At 60.9% G+C, this 15,214-nt stretch carries 17 protein-coding genes; 6 read left to right on the top strand and 11 right to left on the bottom strand.

Translation table 11 applies throughout. From position 1 onward, the window contains the following. Positions 1 to 3: 3 nt before the first annotated feature. Entirely contained in the window at positions 4 to 858 is an 855-nt protein-coding gene (gene folD / locus NUW23_01165; GenBank protein ID MCR4424788.1) for a bifunctional methylenetetrahydrofolate dehydrogenase/methenyltetrahydrofolate cyclohydrolase FolD, read from the bottom strand. 263 nt (positions 859 to 1,121) lie between these two features. Here folD and NUW23_01170 point away from each other — a divergent pair, with 263 nt between their 5' ends. Beyond that, the gene (locus NUW23_01170) at positions 1,122 to 1,283 is read left to right on the top strand and encodes a hypothetical protein (protein ID MCR4424789.1); all 162 of its coding nucleotides are present in this window, start codon (positions 1,122 to 1,124) and stop codon (positions 1,281 to 1,283) included. A 38-nt stretch (positions 1,284 to 1,321) separates the two neighbouring features. Here NUW23_01170 and NUW23_01175 read toward each other — a convergent pair whose 3' ends face one another. The 5 genes from NUW23_01175 to NUW23_01195 all read right to left on the bottom strand — a co-directional run bounded on the left by NUW23_01175 (position 1,322) and on the right by NUW23_01195 (position 7,929). Continuing rightward, entirely contained in the window at positions 1,322 to 2,488 is a 1,167-nt protein-coding gene (locus NUW23_01175; GenBank protein MCR4424790.1) for a hypothetical protein, read from the bottom strand. Between the two features lie 69 nt (positions 2,489 to 2,557). Next, the gene (gene murD, locus NUW23_01180) at positions 2,558 to 4,012 is read right to left on the bottom strand and encodes a UDP-N-acetylmuramoyl-L-alanine--D-glutamate ligase (GenBank protein MCR4424791.1); all 1,455 of its coding nucleotides are present in this window, start codon (positions 4,010 to 4,012) and stop codon (positions 2,558 to 2,560) included. A gap of 23 nt (positions 4,013 to 4,035) precedes the next feature. Continuing rightward, positions 4,036 to 5,175, bottom strand: coding sequence for a glycerate kinase (locus tag NUW23_01185; GenBank protein MCR4424792.1), 1,140 nt, complete (start codon positions 5,173 to 5,175; stop codon positions 4,036 to 4,038). Between the two features lie 39 nt (positions 5,176 to 5,214). Then, complete coding sequence (locus NUW23_01190) at positions 5,215 to 6,492, bottom strand: MFS transporter (GenBank protein ID MCR4424793.1); 1,278 nt, start codon at positions 6,490 to 6,492, stop codon at positions 5,215 to 5,217. Positions 6,493 to 6,558: 66 nt separating this feature from the next. Continuing rightward, on the bottom strand, positions 6,559 to 7,929 hold the full coding sequence (locus tag NUW23_01195; protein MCR4424794.1) for a [cytidine(C)-cytidine(C)-adenosine (A)]-adding enzyme: 1,371 nt from the start codon (positions 7,927 to 7,929) through the stop codon (positions 6,559 to 6,561). 137 nt (positions 7,930 to 8,066) lie between these two features. On the opposite strand from NUW23_01195, the gene NUW23_01200 reads away from it, so the two are divergent. The 3 genes from NUW23_01200 to NUW23_01210 are packed head-to-tail and all read left to right on the top strand — an operon-like array spanning position 8,067 to position 10,455. Then, the gene (locus tag NUW23_01200) at positions 8,067 to 8,690 is read left to right on the top strand and encodes a sigma-70 family RNA polymerase sigma factor (protein MCR4424795.1); all 624 of its coding nucleotides are present in this window, start codon (positions 8,067 to 8,069) and stop codon (positions 8,688 to 8,690) included. Continuing rightward, on the top strand, positions 8,687 to 9,256 hold the full coding sequence (locus NUW23_01205) for an anti-sigma factor (GenBank protein MCR4424796.1): 570 nt from the start codon (positions 8,687 to 8,689) through the stop codon (positions 9,254 to 9,256). Before NUW23_01200 ends, NUW23_01205 begins: the two co-directional genes overlap by 4 nt. 38 nt (positions 9,257 to 9,294) lie before the next feature. Further along, positions 9,295 to 10,455 (top strand): trypsin-like peptidase domain-containing protein, encoded by a 1,161-nt coding sequence (locus tag NUW23_01210; protein MCR4424797.1) that lies wholly within the window; start codon positions 9,295 to 9,297, stop codon positions 10,453 to 10,455. 130 nt (positions 10,456 to 10,585) lie between these two features. Here NUW23_01210 and NUW23_01215 read toward each other — a convergent pair whose 3' ends face one another. Further along, positions 10,586 to 11,236 (bottom strand): DUF502 domain-containing protein, encoded by a 651-nt coding sequence (locus tag NUW23_01215; GenBank protein ID MCR4424798.1) that lies wholly within the window; start codon positions 11,234 to 11,236, stop codon positions 10,586 to 10,588. Positions 11,237 to 11,327: 91 nt separating this feature from the next. On the opposite strand from NUW23_01215, the gene NUW23_01220 reads away from it, so the two are divergent. Continuing rightward, a complete protein-coding gene (locus NUW23_01220; protein ID MCR4424799.1) occupies positions 11,328 to 11,897 on the top strand; it encodes a DedA family protein in 570 nt (189 codons plus the stop codon). A 186-nt stretch (positions 11,898 to 12,083) separates the two neighbouring features. Here the strand turns inward: NUW23_01220 and NUW23_01225 are convergent, their stop codons facing one another. The 4 genes from NUW23_01225 to NUW23_01240 are packed head-to-tail and all read right to left on the bottom strand — an operon-like array spanning position 12,084 to position 13,740. Next, positions 12,084 to 12,347 carry a metal-sensitive transcriptional regulator gene (locus tag NUW23_01225; GenBank protein ID MCR4424800.1) on the bottom strand — a complete coding sequence of 88 codons (264 nt, stop codon included), beginning with the start codon at positions 12,345 to 12,347 and terminating at the stop codon, positions 12,084 to 12,086. A 46-nt stretch (positions 12,348 to 12,393) separates the two neighbouring features. After that, the gene (locus NUW23_01230; GenBank protein ID MCR4424801.1) at positions 12,394 to 12,786 is read right to left on the bottom strand and encodes an OsmC family protein; all 393 of its coding nucleotides are present in this window, start codon (positions 12,784 to 12,786) and stop codon (positions 12,394 to 12,396) included. 24 nt (positions 12,787 to 12,810) lie between these two features. After that, positions 12,811 to 13,284, bottom strand: a complete 474-nt coding sequence (locus NUW23_01235) for a Smr/MutS family protein (protein ID MCR4424802.1) — start codon at positions 13,282 to 13,284, stop codon at positions 12,811 to 12,813. Between the two features lie 36 nt (positions 13,285 to 13,320). Continuing rightward, entirely contained in the window at positions 13,321 to 13,740 is a 420-nt protein-coding gene (locus tag NUW23_01240) for a thioredoxin family protein (protein MCR4424803.1), read from the bottom strand. A 229-nt stretch (positions 13,741 to 13,969) separates the two neighbouring features. On the opposite strand from NUW23_01240, the gene NUW23_01245 reads away from it, so the two are divergent. Then, positions 13,970 to 15,214 (top strand): MFS transporter (locus NUW23_01245; protein MCR4424804.1); only part of this gene is annotated, 1,245 nt, incomplete at its 3' end.

The raw sequence follows: 15,214 nt of genomic DNA on the forward strand, positions 1-15,214 counted from the left end.
ACTTCAACTCCTCCTGGTGCAGGCTGCCTCGAGAGTGTTCTTCATGAGCATGGCTATGGTCATGGGGCCAACACCGCCAGGAACGGGGGTTATGTATCCCGCGACCTCCGATGCCTGGGCGAAGTCGACATCGCCCACCAGCCTCTTGTCCTCGAGCCTGTTCACGCCCACATCTATGACAACCGCACCCGGCTTGACCCAGTCGCCCTTTATCATCTCCGGCCTGCCCACCGCGGCAACTAGGATATCTCCCTCGCGGCACACCGCGGGCAGGTCCTGCGTGCGGGAGTGACAGATGGTGACCGTGGCGTGCTCCGCGAGAAGCATGAGGCTCACCGGCTTCCCCACGATATTGCTACGCCCAACGACCACGGCGCGTTTGCCCCGGACCTCGATCCCTGTGCGGTGAATCAACTCCATTATCCCCGCGGGAGTGCACGGGCGGAGACCGGGTTTCCCAATCACAAGATTCCCTACGGAGACGGGGTGGAACCCATCAACGTCCTTCCCTGGGGTTATGGTCTCTATAACTTGGTCCTCATCGAGGTGGTCCGGTAGGGGCAGCTGCACAAGTATGCCGTCGATAGCCGGGTCCTCGTTGAGCGCGCGGACCAAACCCATCAGTTCCTCCTGTGTCGCCTTCTCGGGCAGGGCATGCTCTTCCGAATAGATGCCAACCTCCGCGCATGCCTTCTTCTTGCTGTTGACATACACCCTCGACGCCGGGTTGTTGCCGACAATGACCACGGCGAGCCCGGGGACTCTGCCGTGTGCGGCCTGGTAAGCCTCTACCTCTTCATGCACGGACTGCCGTATGGAGGCAGCAACGGCCTTGCCGTCAATGATCGTCGCGGACATCCAACCACTCCTGTCTGCCGAATTGGCGCCTCTTGTCCATGTTCCGGCCGCCGAACAACATTATACCATCACAGGCTCCCGATAGCACCAGATAGGACGGGCGGGGAGGGTGGTATTGAGATCATTAATATACACCCCTGAGGAATATCGTGATGTTCAATCCCGATGTTGACTCTGTTAATTTGCTTGTTGACATTCTTAAGCCCGCCCCCTATACTAGGAATCGACGACCGGCGGGCGCAACGCGGAACGGAGGTACAGCAATGATCATGATGATCGGAAACGTCAAAGTCGAGATCAAGCGGGTTCGGAAGGGCACAGACCGCGTCGAGCAGGAATACGCCGTCCACAAGGCACTTGCGGAGGCTGAAATGCAGCGGGACAAGGCAATTGCCGATTTCGCCATGAGAGGCGTGATCCTGTAAGATGGCACCAGTACTTACACTCTAGGGGGAGAGGTCCACTATGTGGCGCCTCTCCTCTGACTTTCCACACAGCTCAACTTCCCCAAAGCCCCGCCTGTGCCGTGCGGCAGCACGCACGTTTCGTTCACATAACAACCCTTCCCATCTGGGGTTCTGACACGCAGAAGGTAGGGTGGGTCGTGCACAAGGCCCTCGACGGCATTCCGTTCGGATTCCAGAACCGCCACGTCCAGCCCGGGAGCGAGGGTCCAGGTGACGTCCGAACCGGGATACTCATAGGCCACCGCGCCTTCCCGTGATATTTTGCCTTCCGACAATACGAAAGCAGTCCACCGGTCGCTCCAGCAGAACCTCTGGGAGACCTCTCGGGAGGCCACGGTCACGAAAGTGTCTTCCTCCTCGACGTGCTTCTGGTACTCCTGCACGGACCTAGTCACGATACAGGGTACTTCTGCCCCCTGGAACTCCACTTCGGTTCTGCTCACGACCCTGACCCACTCCGCCGGGGCCGAGACCGCGGTGGCCGGCACGGTTGCCTCATCAGGCACGCGTGCAGGTCTTGCCCTGGCGGCTGCGACGCGCCACGCAGACCGAGCAAGATCACCCCCGCCCTCACTCCAACCTGTGTTCCAGACCGACTCCGAGCGGGTGGTTGCCGACCACACCTCGACGAGTTGCCGCCCGTTCCACGCATATGCGGTGGACACAGTCGCCTTCGACAGTGCACCGACACTCTGATCATACTCTGCCTCGGCGAGAATGAGGGTGGCCCAGATAGGCCCCAGTTCCTGCCCTCCTCCTTCCGCCCCTGGCGCCGCGCCTTCAGTCGAGCGTGCAGGGCGCATATGCACGGCGGAGAGTCGCGTGACCGGTCCAGATTCCACTGAGCCCAGGAGTCTGTAGCCACGGGACGTTTTCGTGTGCAGTTCAATGTAACCCTGATACCTTGACACCGTGCGCGTCGTGGCAATCTCGTTCCCAGGGTCAGGCGTGATGTCTATCTCCAGGCTCACCCCGCCGGTGGCCTGGTCCCCGGCGCCCGATGGCACCGACCAGGTCTGCCTTGCGTACCGGGTTGCCCATACTCCAACAACTAGAACAGCGGTGCACACTAAGACGAGGCTTGCGGCGGCTGCCTGCCTGGTCAACCCGGCTGCGAACCGCTTCCCTCGCACACGCTTGAGACGCCTGTCATGCCTGTGCATAAGCACCCCCCCCCACCTGCGCTCACCACAATCCTACGCAGGCCGCGGGGGCGAGATTCCGGGGATGGACTATACCGCCCGGGGGCTGGGGCTCTCGCTGTCCCTCATCCTCTTCACCAGTTCCTTGAACAGTCTCCCCCTCTCCTCGAAGTTCCTGAACATGTCGTAGCTTGCGCAAGCCGGGGAAAGCAGCACCACGTCACCCGGGGCCGCGACCTCCGCTGCGGTTGCCACGGCCTCGTAGAACGTTCCACGCCTCAGTATCTGGGGCCCGGGCGCGCCTTTGGCCTCTGCAGCCTTCAGGAGCGAGTCCTCGATCTTCCCGGCAGTAACGCCTATGAGCACGGCAGCGCGCACACGGTCAACAGCGACCTCAGCCATTTCGTCAAAAGGCAGGTGCTTGTCGTACCCGCCCGCAATCAGCACAATGGGCCGGTCCAGCGCGAGCAAGGCGGCGATGGTCCGCGCGGGGGATGTGGCTATGGAGTCGTTGATGAAGAGCACGCCCCCCACCTCGCCGGCAGGCTCCAGTCGGTGCTCAACACCTTCGAAAACCCGCAGGGCCTGCCTCATGCTCTCGAAGTCGGCCTCCATGGCGGCGCAGATAGCGATGGCCGCGAGAGCGTTCTCCACATTGTGCAGACCGGGGATCTTGAGATCTGCGCGATGGACGACCACAACCCCGTCCTCATCCGGTGACCAGCGGAAGGTAAGTGCGTTTCCCGAAAGAAACGCCCCCCTCGCCACCGGGTGCCGCGAGCTGAAGAGAAGCACCAGGCCCGGCACGCGCTCCGCCATCGAGGCTGTGGGTTCATTGTCTGCATTGAGGACTGCGTAGTCGTCTTCTTTCTGGTACTTCAGGATGTTCTCTTTGGAGAGGATGTAGTCGTCCATGTCTGGGTGATAATCCAGATGGTTCGGGGTGATGTTCAGCACCGCGCCGACGTGCGGGCTCATCCGGACCGGCTTCAGCTGGAAACTGGAGAGCTCCAGGACTATGAGATCCTCCGCGCGGACGTCCAGGATGTTCTCGATGAGGGGCGTTCCTATGTTCCCGCCCACCAGCACCCGGCGGCCCGGATGCGACCGTCCGGAATCTTTCTGCATGATCAGGCCTGTCAGAGTCGTGGTAGTGGTCTTCCCACTGCTCCCCGTGATGCCGATGATGGGCGCCTGGGCGAGGCTCAGGACGAGCGCGATCTCGGAGCTGAACTCGACTCCTCCGTTCCGGGCTTCCACGAACTCTGGCTGATTGGGGTTGACACCCGGGGAAAGGAAAAGGAGGTCGTGTGCGACCAGGTCATCCAGGTAGCCCGGGCCGAGGGAGAAGTCGACTCCGAGTCCGGACAGAGCTTCGAACGCGGATCCCAGCTCCTCCCGGGTCTTCTTGTCACACGCGGTCACGTGCACGCCGCACTTCACAAGGAACCTGATAAGAGGCAGGTTCGTCACCCCAAGCCCAATGACCGCAGCCCGCCGGCCTCTGAGCTGTGAAAGCACCTCTTGCTGCCTATCGCTCTGCATTCCCAAGACCTCCGGAGCACATCCTACATCCTGGTTCCCAGCACAATAAGGCGCGCTGCGGTTTCTGCGGCGTCCGCCATCAGGCTGCTCGCATTCTCGATGGCCTCGTCCACGGTGCACGGGCCTTTGACGATGGTCATCAGTACGTCTATTCCGTGGTCATATAGCCCCCGTGCGTCTTCTGACACCGACCCAGCGATGACCACCACTGGGATACCCAGCTCCTGCGCGACCCGGGCGACGCCCATCGGGGTCTTACCAAACAGTGTCTGGAAGTCAATGCGGCCCTCGCCTGTTATGACCAGGTCCGCACCTGCCATCTTCTCGCGCAGTCGAGTGGTTTCCACAACAATCTCTATGCCCCTCTTCAGGGTGGCCGATGCAAACGCTACAAGACCGGCGCCGAGCCCTCCGGCAGCACCGGCCCCGGGTATGTCGTTCACATCCAGACCTAAGTCTTCCCGGATTACTGCCGCAAACTTCGCAAGGGCAGCGTCGAGGCGGGCAACCATCTCGGGAGTTGCACCTTTCTGCGGCCCGTAGACGGCCGACGCCCCTTTTGGACCAGTAAGCGGGTTGTCTACATCACATGCGACAATGAACTCCGTATGTGCGACCCTCGGATCCATTCCCGACATGTCCATTCTCGAGAGCCTCTCTAGTTCCGCCCCTCCTGGACCGATGGGGCTACCTGTGGCATCCAGAAGCTTCACCCCAAGCGCCTGCGCCATGCCGGCACCCCCGTCGTTGGTGGCACTGCCCCCGATTCCAATTATGATCCTGGTACACCCCTCGTCCAGCGCAGCCCGGATGAGTTCCCCCGTCCCCCAAGTCGTTGTGACGAGCGGGTTCCGTCTATCCTTCGGGACAAGTGGCAGACCCGAGGCGGAGGCCATCTCGATCGCGCCCGTGGTTCCGTCCCCCAGGATTCCGAAGAACGCTCGGACCGGCTCACCCAGGGGTCCAGTGACCTCCCGTTCGACGATTCTGCCCCCGGTCGCGTCCACAAGGGACCGGACTGTACCCTCGCCCCCGTCAGCCATGGGCACAGACACAACCCGTGCTTCGCAAAACACTCTCTTGATTCCCTTCTCGATCGCCTCGCACGCCTCAGCAGCTGTAAGACTGCCTTTGAACGAGTCCGGAGCGACGACCACACGCAACGGCTTCGACATGAAGATCCCCCCTGTGGAAGTAATGTCCTAGCCTTGAACAGACTCCCCATGCGCAGCATCGGCCGGCCGCAACCTCACCTCGGTCAGGAGAACGGCACAAACCGCCCCCACCGAGACCGTGGCGGACAGCGACAAAAGGGCTGGACGGAAACTGCCCCCGGTGGCATCGAGTATCTTCCCGGCCACCAGAGGTGAAATGATGAGCCCTCCCTGCCACAGCGTGTTGGCGATGCCGATTGCAGTGCCGCCCAGTTCAGGCCCTACGGTCTCGGAGACCATTGTGTTTCTGGGGGTGTCGGGAAAGAGGACAAAGAAACCGAGTGCGGCAGAGACGACCCACAGCGTCACGCCCGTCCCGGGCAAGAGCGCCATCGCAGTGAGCAGGGCAGCAAAGATCCATAGGCCTAAGGCGATCGCGGGCTTCCTGGATCGCAAGACCCGGTCGGAAATGCATCCGGCGGCGGGGCCACCCAGAGCCGATGCGGCGGAAAAGACCATCAGCATGATGCCGGCATTCGCCGCTGAGATGCCCCGGCCGCGGGTAAGTGAGCTGAAGAGCCATGGGATGGACCCTGTGGTCCCCCACATGCCGAAGAATCCCGCAAGGCAGAGAAGGACCATATTCCGGTTCAACATCACGCGCAAGGGCCTAGGGCCGACACGCTGCGTTGAAGGTGAGGCATAGTTCCCCGTCGACCGTTTGGCTTCTGATGCCGGCCACGCGGAAATGGCGGGCCAACCGATCACAAGCAACACACCGGCCGCGGCAAGCCCGGCCCAGCCAGTCACCACAAACCCGCTTCTCCAGCCCAGACGTGCCACCACTCCAGGCACCAGCCCATTGGAGATCATCATCCCAGCGGAGACTGCGGTCATGAAGATGCCCACGGCGGTCGCACGTTGCTCCCGGCCGAAGGAGGAGGATATGACTTTGAGGCTCGACGGGTATATCGCCCCAGCGGAAAGGCCGGAGAGGAACCTCCACGCGAGGCCGGAACCGAAGGTCCTCATCGCCCCGTTTGCCAGGGTGCAGAGGCTCGAAAGAAAGATAGCTGACACCAGAAGCAGCCTGCTGTTCATCCTGTCCGCGACAATCCCTGAAGGGATCTGAGCAAGAACATAGCCCGCGTAGAACGCGCTCATCATCGCTCCAGCCTGAGCCATGGTGAGTCCAAGCTCGTCCCCGGCTCCTTCCATCATCACAGACCAGACGAAACGCACTGTATAGCTGTAAAGGAACGCGGTCCACGCGCTCGCGAGTCCGACGCAACGTTGGCAGTCAGAGAGCTGCCCTTCCGGTCCCAATTGCCGGCCTCCAATCCCATTGTCCTATCCTCGGCCCGATACCCGATGAACCCAGTCCCGGTCCCCTTATTCCACACGGTGCGATTCCCTCCTGCCGGGCATACCAAGCTCCTCCCAGACCCGGGGAATCAGCGCACGAAGGGTGTCGCGCTGGTTGCGGGAAGGCAATTCAATAACCTGGTCGAGCAGGTTGAGGAGAACAGCCCTCACAGCAGGTCCGGGGGCTATCCCGGTGAGCTCGATGACATCGGACCCGTTCACCTCCAAGTCGGAGACGGCAAGAGGAGCGTCCGACTGAAGGAGTCCCGTAGCCCTTTTGAGTAGGCTGTCCACCTCGAGTGCACTGTCCTGATCCCCCGATGCAAGTCGCTTGGCTCGCTCCAGTTGGAGAAGGTCCAGAATATTATGCTTGCCCACATAGGCTGCAAACCGCCGGAAGGTCACATCGTCAGGGTTCGCAGGCAACGACCCTGACAGCCTCACGAGGGATACGGCTCTATCCACAACCGCCCGAGGCAACCGCATCCGGGTCAGAGCCTCCCGCGCGCGCGACGCGGAGTCCGCCGGGTCCTGCCCGGGGGAAGCGCAGAACAGTGCCGCCAATCTCAGTCCTTCATCTGCGGGAACAAGATCACACACAGCGGATGCCCATTCGTATCTGTGCCAGGCAGACCGGCCGGGTTCGGAACTCCCGCCGTGGACACCGCCTTCGCTTCCGCTGTCAGATCCTGAAAGCTCGACGAGTTCTGGCAGGACGTATCGGACCAATCCCGACTCTACTAGGAGCCTCAGCCCTCTCGATGGAGCCGGGGCCGTGAGCAGCTTGAGGAACTCCCCAGTGATTCGCTCTGCCGACACATCGGCAATGTCACAGGCGTGTTCGCGGATGGCCGCCATGGTGGACGCATCCACCGAAAACCCCAGTTGCGCCGCGAACCTCACCGCTCGCAGGAGCCTCAGGTGGTCCTCGGAGAACCGGGAATGAGGGCGTCCGACAGTCCGGATGATCCGTGCCTCCAAGTCGTTCATGCCCCCGTAGGGGTCGACCAGCTCCCCCGTGGATGGGTCGTAGGCCATGGCGTTGACGGTGAAATCACGGCGCGAGAGATCGCCCCGTATGTCGTTGACAAATTCCACTGACTCTGGGTGTCTACCATCCCGGTAAGGCCCGTCCTGCCGGTAAGTGGTCACCTCCACATGTCCGTCTTCAGTTACTACGGTGACGGTGCCGTGGGTAATGCCGGAGGGATACACGCGGTCGAAGGCGTCCGTCACTTCTCTCGGAGTCGCGGAGGTTGCCACGTCCCAGTCACTTGGCTCTCTGCCTTCGATGAACATGTCCCTGACGGCCCCCCCGGTCACGTAAGCACTGTGGCCAAGGCTCTTGAGCTTCTCCACAATCTCCAGGACGTGTTGCGGAACCCTGACTCTTCGCATGCGCTCTCACTCCAACTCCCAGTTCATGCCGGTGCAGGGCCAGTTGAACACTCGCGGCTCGAAGGGGGGAAAGGTATAATCGAAAGGGAACTCCAATCCCAGCCTCTTCGTTAGTAGGGATTGAGACGGCGAAGTCAGTGCCGAAACGGGTGGTTGAATTGGCCAACGAACACGCTCTCACGCGAGCAGTGCAGCCCACATCGAGGATAGGCGAGTTCGAATCCCTCGTCCGGCAGTATCAGAAGCCTGTGTACAGTATAGCTCTCAGGATGACCGGCAACCCCGAGGAAGCGCAGGACCTCGCTCAGGAGGCGTTCGTCCGGGCGTACCGGTCTTTCGACAGCTACCGGCGGGGCACCTCCTTCGACAGGTGGCTCTACCGGATCATCACCAACCTGTACATCGACGAAGTTCGCCGGCGCAAGCGCACCCCGTACGTGGAGTCGTTGGACCAGCGAATCGCCACCGACGAAGGCGAGTTTGAGCGGGAGGTGCCGGATCTCTCAGACAGCCCCGAAGTCGTATTCGACCGGCATCACATCGATGAAAGCATCCAACGCGCGCTGGCATCTCTGCCTCCCGATTTTCGAATGGCAATCATCCTCTGCGACATCGAGGGGTTCTCCTATGAGGAGATTTCCCAGATAATGCGCACTTCCATCGGCACTGTAAGGTCGCGGATCCACCGGGCCAGGCGGGCGCTGAGGGACCTCCTTGCGCCGTATCTTGGGGCCCGTGCTGGGGAGGTGAGCCGAAAATGACGTGCAGCAAGGTCGAGCGCCTGATCTCCGCCTACATCGACCGCGAGCTCTCCGAGGAAGAGAGAAACCGCGTAAGGCAGCACCTGGCCATGTGCTCTGAGTGCTTCGCCATCTACAAGCTGATGCAGGAAGTCAAGTCGGCTCTTGAGTGCACAAGCCAACCTGAGTGCCCGAAAGATCTATGGGACAACGTGGAACTGAGGCTTAGGGCACTGCCGCTTCAGCCGGCAAAGAGGGTCAACTCTATCGCGCACGTTTTCTCTTTCGCGAAACTAGTGGTTCCCGCGGCTCTGGCGGGAACGGCGATCGCAGTTCCCCTCGTCCAGATGATCTTCGGAATCGGCCCATTGGGGGTGACCGCAAACCGGGCAGCGCCGCCCGTCACTCGCTCCGCGCCCCCGGCAGCAGCGTATGTTCAGCCCACAGGGGCTCTGAAGTCGAGAGAAGCTTTGGAGCTAGTGTTGCAGGACGAACCCCTCATGCGGACGGAGGAATTCCTCCGGTGGGTTAGGCTGGAATCGGACCACCCACGAGTAACCTTCGTCACGATGCGAGGTTCAAGATAACAGGAATCCCAGTCTTACAAGGATAGGAGGAGAAAGACATGAGCACCTCGAGCTTTCGCAAGTTCTACCTACCCCTGATCACCGTGGCGATTCTGAGCAGCATCGTCACCTCGGTCGTGGTAGTCTCTTACGTGTTCCCCGAGCGCCAGGGGAACGCTGCCGCGGCGGTAAGCCCGGCGGCACCCGTGTCTGAGCCCCGCAAGACCGCGGTCTTGCCCTCCCTCGCTGACGTGGCTGAGGCCGTGGGTCCAGCGGTAGTCCGGGTGGACACGACCAGGGTAGTGAGCTACGGACCTAGTGTTCCGCAGGATCCCTTCTTCGGGCCTCTCTTTCGTGACTTCTTCAAAGGGTTCGGCGGACAGTACGAGCAGCCCGGCACCGGATCGGGCTTCGTGATCAGCTCGGAGGGGCACATTATCACCAACCACCACGTAGTTGAAAACGCTCAGAAAATCCAGGTCACCCTGCCCGATGGGCGTAAGTTTGATGCGAAGCTCGTCGGATCGCACAAGGCATCGGACGTCGCCATCATCAAGATCGAGGCGAAGAACCTTCACGTCGCCGAGCTAGGGAAGTCATCCGACCTCCGGCCGGGCGACTGGGTGATCGCCATCGGGAACCCGTACGGATTTGAACATACCGTGACCGCAGGCATCGTGAGCGCTCTCAATCGAAGGCTTGGTGATGGCGCAGGCGGGACCCTGTCCACTGGAAACCTGATCCAGACGGACGCCGCAATCAACCAGGGCAACTCCGGCGGACCCCTCATCGACATGAATGGAAAGGTCATAGGGATAAACACCGCAATCCTGCCGTACGCTCAGGGCATAGGTTTCGCCATCGCGGTTGACTCTGTTAGCGACATCCTGAACGACCTAATGGCTTACGGGAAGGTCAAGAGACCGTGGATCGGCATCTGGTACCAGCAACTGACCGAGGATATTGCGAAGCAGCTCAAGCTGCCTGACGCGGACGGGATCCTCATCACTGACGTGGTGGACGACAGCCCCGCAGCCCGGGCCGGTCTGCGCCGGGGGGACGTTATCCGGGAGATGAACGGCAAGAAGGTCACCTCGGAACTGTCCCTGGCAGACGAGATCGCCAAGATGAACATCGGAGACCGAGTCATGTTCTGGGTGTGGAGAGACTCACAGCGGCTGTATGTCTCTGTCCAGCTGGGCGAGACCCCTTCAGAATGACGGACAAACGCAGCGCGGGACCCTCCGGCCGGTGCCAATGGGTGTCGCGAGCCAGAAACGCGGGGTCCCCCGCTCATATAAAAGCCCTGGGCTCTCAATTGCCCAGGGCTTCTAGTTTGGTCATACGCGTTCACTTGGCTGTGTCCCGCAATGTGGCCTTGGCTTCGCTTGCCCTGCCCACGTTGTTAGGAGCAACTACCCCGCCGGATATGATGAGCTTGAGGCCGTCTTCCACTGATATGTCCAGCTCGACCAGGTCCTCCCGCGGAACGTAGATGAGCCATCCAGTGGTGGGGTTGGGTGTAGATGGCAGAAAGACCGGAACCATTGGAGAATCGAATTCTCGTCTCACCGGCGAGTAGGCCCCGTTGCCGGTGAGCAGTCCCACCGAGTAGATGCCTTTCCGCGGGTACTCTACTAGGACGACCTTCTTAAACAGCGAGCTGTTCTGCATGAACATGGCGTCGGTGAGTTGCTTGATCGTCCCGTACAACCCACGGATGATCGGGATCCGCGACATGATCCGGTCCCCGAACCCGATCAGCCGCTTTCCGATGAAGTTCGTGGCCACAAGGCCGACGAACATGATGATCGCGAGCGTGGCGATTAGGCCTGCTCCCGGGATGAACAGGCCGAAGACTCCTATCAGATGGCTTCCGAGCCACCCATCGACCACTCGGAATATCAGGTAAGCTATGTATAATGTGCCCACGGCGGGGATGAGGACGATAAGTCCAGCCAAGAGATAGGTGCGCATGCGTCTCATGATCGTCCCGGCCATGGCGGCTGCTGCCTCCAACATTCATCTCGTTTGAGTACCCTGCCTGCTCCACACGCGCGTTCCGTGTTAGAATTGGTCTGGAGGTGGGCGCGTGGACTTCCTGCTCACTCGTGCCGGCATCGCTAGCCTCTTTGCATTGTCAGTGGTCGAAGCCGTAATCTTCCCCGTTCCGCCCGACACACTGCTGATCCCGATGTCTGCGGCCCGCCCAGCCCTTGCTCTGGTCTATGCGGCAGTCACGACGGTGGGGTCGGTCATCGGGGCGGTCCTCGGCTACACCCTGGGGCTGAAAGGCGGAAGGCCTATTCTTGCAAGGCTTGCTTCTCGCGACCGAATAGCCGCAGCGCGTGCCCTGTTTGCCAGGTACGACATGTGGGCAGTCGGGGTCGCAGGGTTCACCCCCATCCCGTTCAAGCTGGTCACTGTCATAAGCGGCGTCCTCAGACTCCCACTCCGCCGGTTCGTCTTCGCGTCGTTCGTAAGCCGTGGGGCCAGGTTCTTCTTGGAGGCCTGGCTCATAGCTCTCTTCGGCCCGCAAGTCGTCGACTTCATCGGCGAGTACTTCGGATGGATCACGTTCGGGATAACGCTACTCGGGATCGCGGTCCACACCATCTACAAGCGAGCCCGCCGCAATTCGCGCCCGAGGCAGGAAACCTAGCCGCATGTTCCCATGATTCACCATCACGTTGTGCGAATACGCACAGCGGCTCCGGTTACACTAGTCGCGGCGGATAGGGTAAGACGTGAAGCTCCCGTTGTTTCCGGAAGGAAACCTTTGTTTCACGCACCTATCCGCTCCACGTTGTGTGGGGCTGGCGCCCGGGTCCCGCTCACCAGGCTCTCCCTACCGGGCGAACTTCCGTACTACCCTCACGAGGTCATCCAAAGCGTCCTCCCCGCCATCCCCCTCGCGGGCATTCCGGATGCACTCGCGTGTGTGGTTCTCTAGCATCAGAATGCCAGCACTGTAGAGGGCGGTCTTCACAGCAGCAAACTGGTCGAGGACCTCGGCACAAGGCCTCTCCTCTGCCACCATACGCTGGAGGCCTTTGACCTGCCCTTCTATCCGTCTCAGCCTGCGGAGTACCGTCTCTTTGTCGGGTCGCACCGCTCTCCCCTCGCTGTTCCTCGCACCTGCGCCTCGTGATCCAGCTTTACTTGTCGGCCGTCCTCACTTCTATGGCAACCTCCGGCGTTCGCCTGAGGGTCTGGGCCACCACACAGTATTTCTCGGTGAGTTCGGAGAGCCTGGCAAGCTGCTCACCGGTGAGTTCAGCCCCGGCAATACTCACGCTCAAGGCCATGGATTTTACGTAGTTCGGCTTCTCACCTGCTGTTGCAGCCGTTCCCTCGATCGTGACGCCCTGCCTGGAGATCTTCATCTTGTCAAGCATAGCGATGATTGTGAGCCCAGCACATTCTATGATCGAGGCGAGAAGATACTCCAGAGGACGCATTATGCCATCCCGATGTTCCCCGTCCGGGGTGACAAAGGAAAGTCTGCCCTCGTGATCCCAAGTCCCGGTGAGTTTCTCCAGATCAGCCATGGATATGACCCGCCCTTTCTCTGACTATACCCGCGGCCGGATTCTTGCGTCCACGAGGTGCTTCTTCCCGTTCTTCACAAACGACCGGAGCCTGCCTCGCCTCTCAAGTTCCCGGAGGCCCTGGACTATCTCGGGTTCAGCGTTTCGCCTCACAAACCGGTGCACCACATCTGCCTGAGTCTTCGGGGTCGCACAGAACTCGACCATGGCATCCCATAACCTCTGCGATCCAGTCGGGAGCCGCCTGCGAGGGTACACAACCGTGTACCCGGGGTTCCCGTCCATATCCTCCCCCGGCACATAGTCTGCGCATCCCGGGTTCGAATGGAGCAAGGACCTGATACCTGCCCGGATCTCTCCTCCGGAACCGGACGAGCCGTATCCGTGGATCACCTTGAACCCGGTTCCGCCTCCCGAGGCTGCGAGTGAGTTGTGGTGCGCGACGAAGGCCTCGAGGGCCTCCGCCATTCTCAGCCCGTGTAGGTCGAGTTCCTCCATGAATCCTGGCCTCCCGCGGGGCCTAACTCTACGTGACTATTCTATCATACCCAGGGACTTCATGGCCGAAGTAACCTGTGCTTGGCTCATGTAGCCCTCCACTCTGTGGACGAGCTTCCCACCCTGGCTGAAGAACAATAAGGTAGGTATAACCCTGACGTTGTGACCAGTACTTATATTCGGATACTGGTATACATCGACATTGTAGAACCCAACCGTCCCCCTGTACGCTTCGGCAAGCGCGTCTATCACCGGGTTCATGGCCCTGCAGGGGGCGCAGGTGTTCGAACCTACCTTGACCACGTAAGGAAGACCGCTCTTCGCCGCGCGGCTGAGATCCTGCGGTGTGGCTTCCGCCAGGACGGCCTTGGAGTCCCGGCGCGTTCCCACTGCCCAGCCGACTGCCACGACCGCGATCACCGCCACGATCAGGGCGAGCCTAGTGCTTCGATTCAACCTGCTTTCGCCTCCACACGCGGAACCAGCTGTTCCGCGAAAGCTTCAACCATCATTGCTGCCGTAGTTCGATTCGTACGTCATATGTTCATGTTAGCACACCTGCAACCCCCGGCGAAACCTCAGGAATCCATCCTTGACTTGGAGGAATGTGGCGAGCGTCCTCGAAAGAACTGCTCTATCCCATTCATGCCTTGATTCCGTCCCGGTTTGGAGGCGACAATCCAACGTGACCTCAAAGAGTCGGAACTGGTACCTGTTCTTGCTGGGGAGTGCGCTCCTCGGCCTCACTGTCGGGCTGCACGACCCTTCCTTCAACAACTACCTGAGCGAAGTGCATCATGTCTCGCCGACAATCCGCGGGCTCCTGGAGTTCCCAAGGGAGGGCCCGGGGTGCGTGATCGCCCTTCTGTCCGGAGCACTTGCATTCCTGCCCGATACACGCGTCGCATCACTCGCAGTGGTCGTCTGGGGTCTCGGCCTGCTTGGAATGGCACTATTCTCTCCGACCCTCGGGGCCATGGTCGTGTGGATGATCGCCGTATCAGTCGGCAGCCACGTTTACCTGCCACTCACTCAGTCCCTGGGGGTGGCGGTGTCCGGAAATGAACGGGTGGGTCGGAGGCTCGGGCAGCTTGCAGGGGCAACCACCGCTGCAACCATCCTGGGGGCCGCGTTCGTCTGGTTCGGCACCAGGTTTCTGGGCGTGGGATACTCCGTGATTTTCACAGCCGCTGCAGGCTTCGCGTTCCTAGGGGCCCTGTGTTTTCTGCCCATGAGAGTCGCCCCTGCGCCACGTGCAGCCGCCAGTCCGCGCAGAGTGGCTTCCAAGAGGCAGTACCGCCTCTTCTACTTACTGAACATCCTATTCGGAGCACGCAAACAGGTCTTTCTAACCTTCGGTCCCTGGGTGATCGTTCGCGTGTTCGGACAGCCTGCTTCTACCATTGCTATGCTCTGGATGATCTCCTCGTTCCTGGGAATCGGGTTCCGCCCCGTTCTCGGACGGCTCGTGGACACACTTGGAGAACGGAAGGTCTTGATGGGTGAGGCCGCGCTCCTCATCCTGATCTGTCTTGGGTACGCTCTGGGCGCGAACGTAACACTGGCAGGAGTCGTTCTCGGATTGCCGATCATATATGCCTGTTTCGTGTTGGACCACATGCTCGCGGCAGTGACGATCGCCCGCACGAGCTACCTGTGGAAGATCGCCGAAGACCCAACCGACATGACTCCCGCCCTGTCACTCGGGATATCGTTGGATCATGTCGTGGCAATGGCGGTTCCAGCCCTGGGCGGGCTGGCATGGACACGCTGGGGCTACGAGTACGTCTTTCTTGCAGCCGCAGTCTTCGCTGGGGTGAACCTCTTCGCTGCCTCCCGGATACGGGTGCCCCACGACCGGTCAGCTTGCGGGCTTCCCTCCTCGGAAACGGCCAAACTCGCCGAGCCCGCACCCACAGGCGTGGGCTCG

The sequence above is a fragment of the Bacillota bacterium genome (assembly GCA_024655925.1).
GTDB lineage: Bacteria > Bacillota > DTU025 > DTU025 > JANLFS01 > JANLFS01.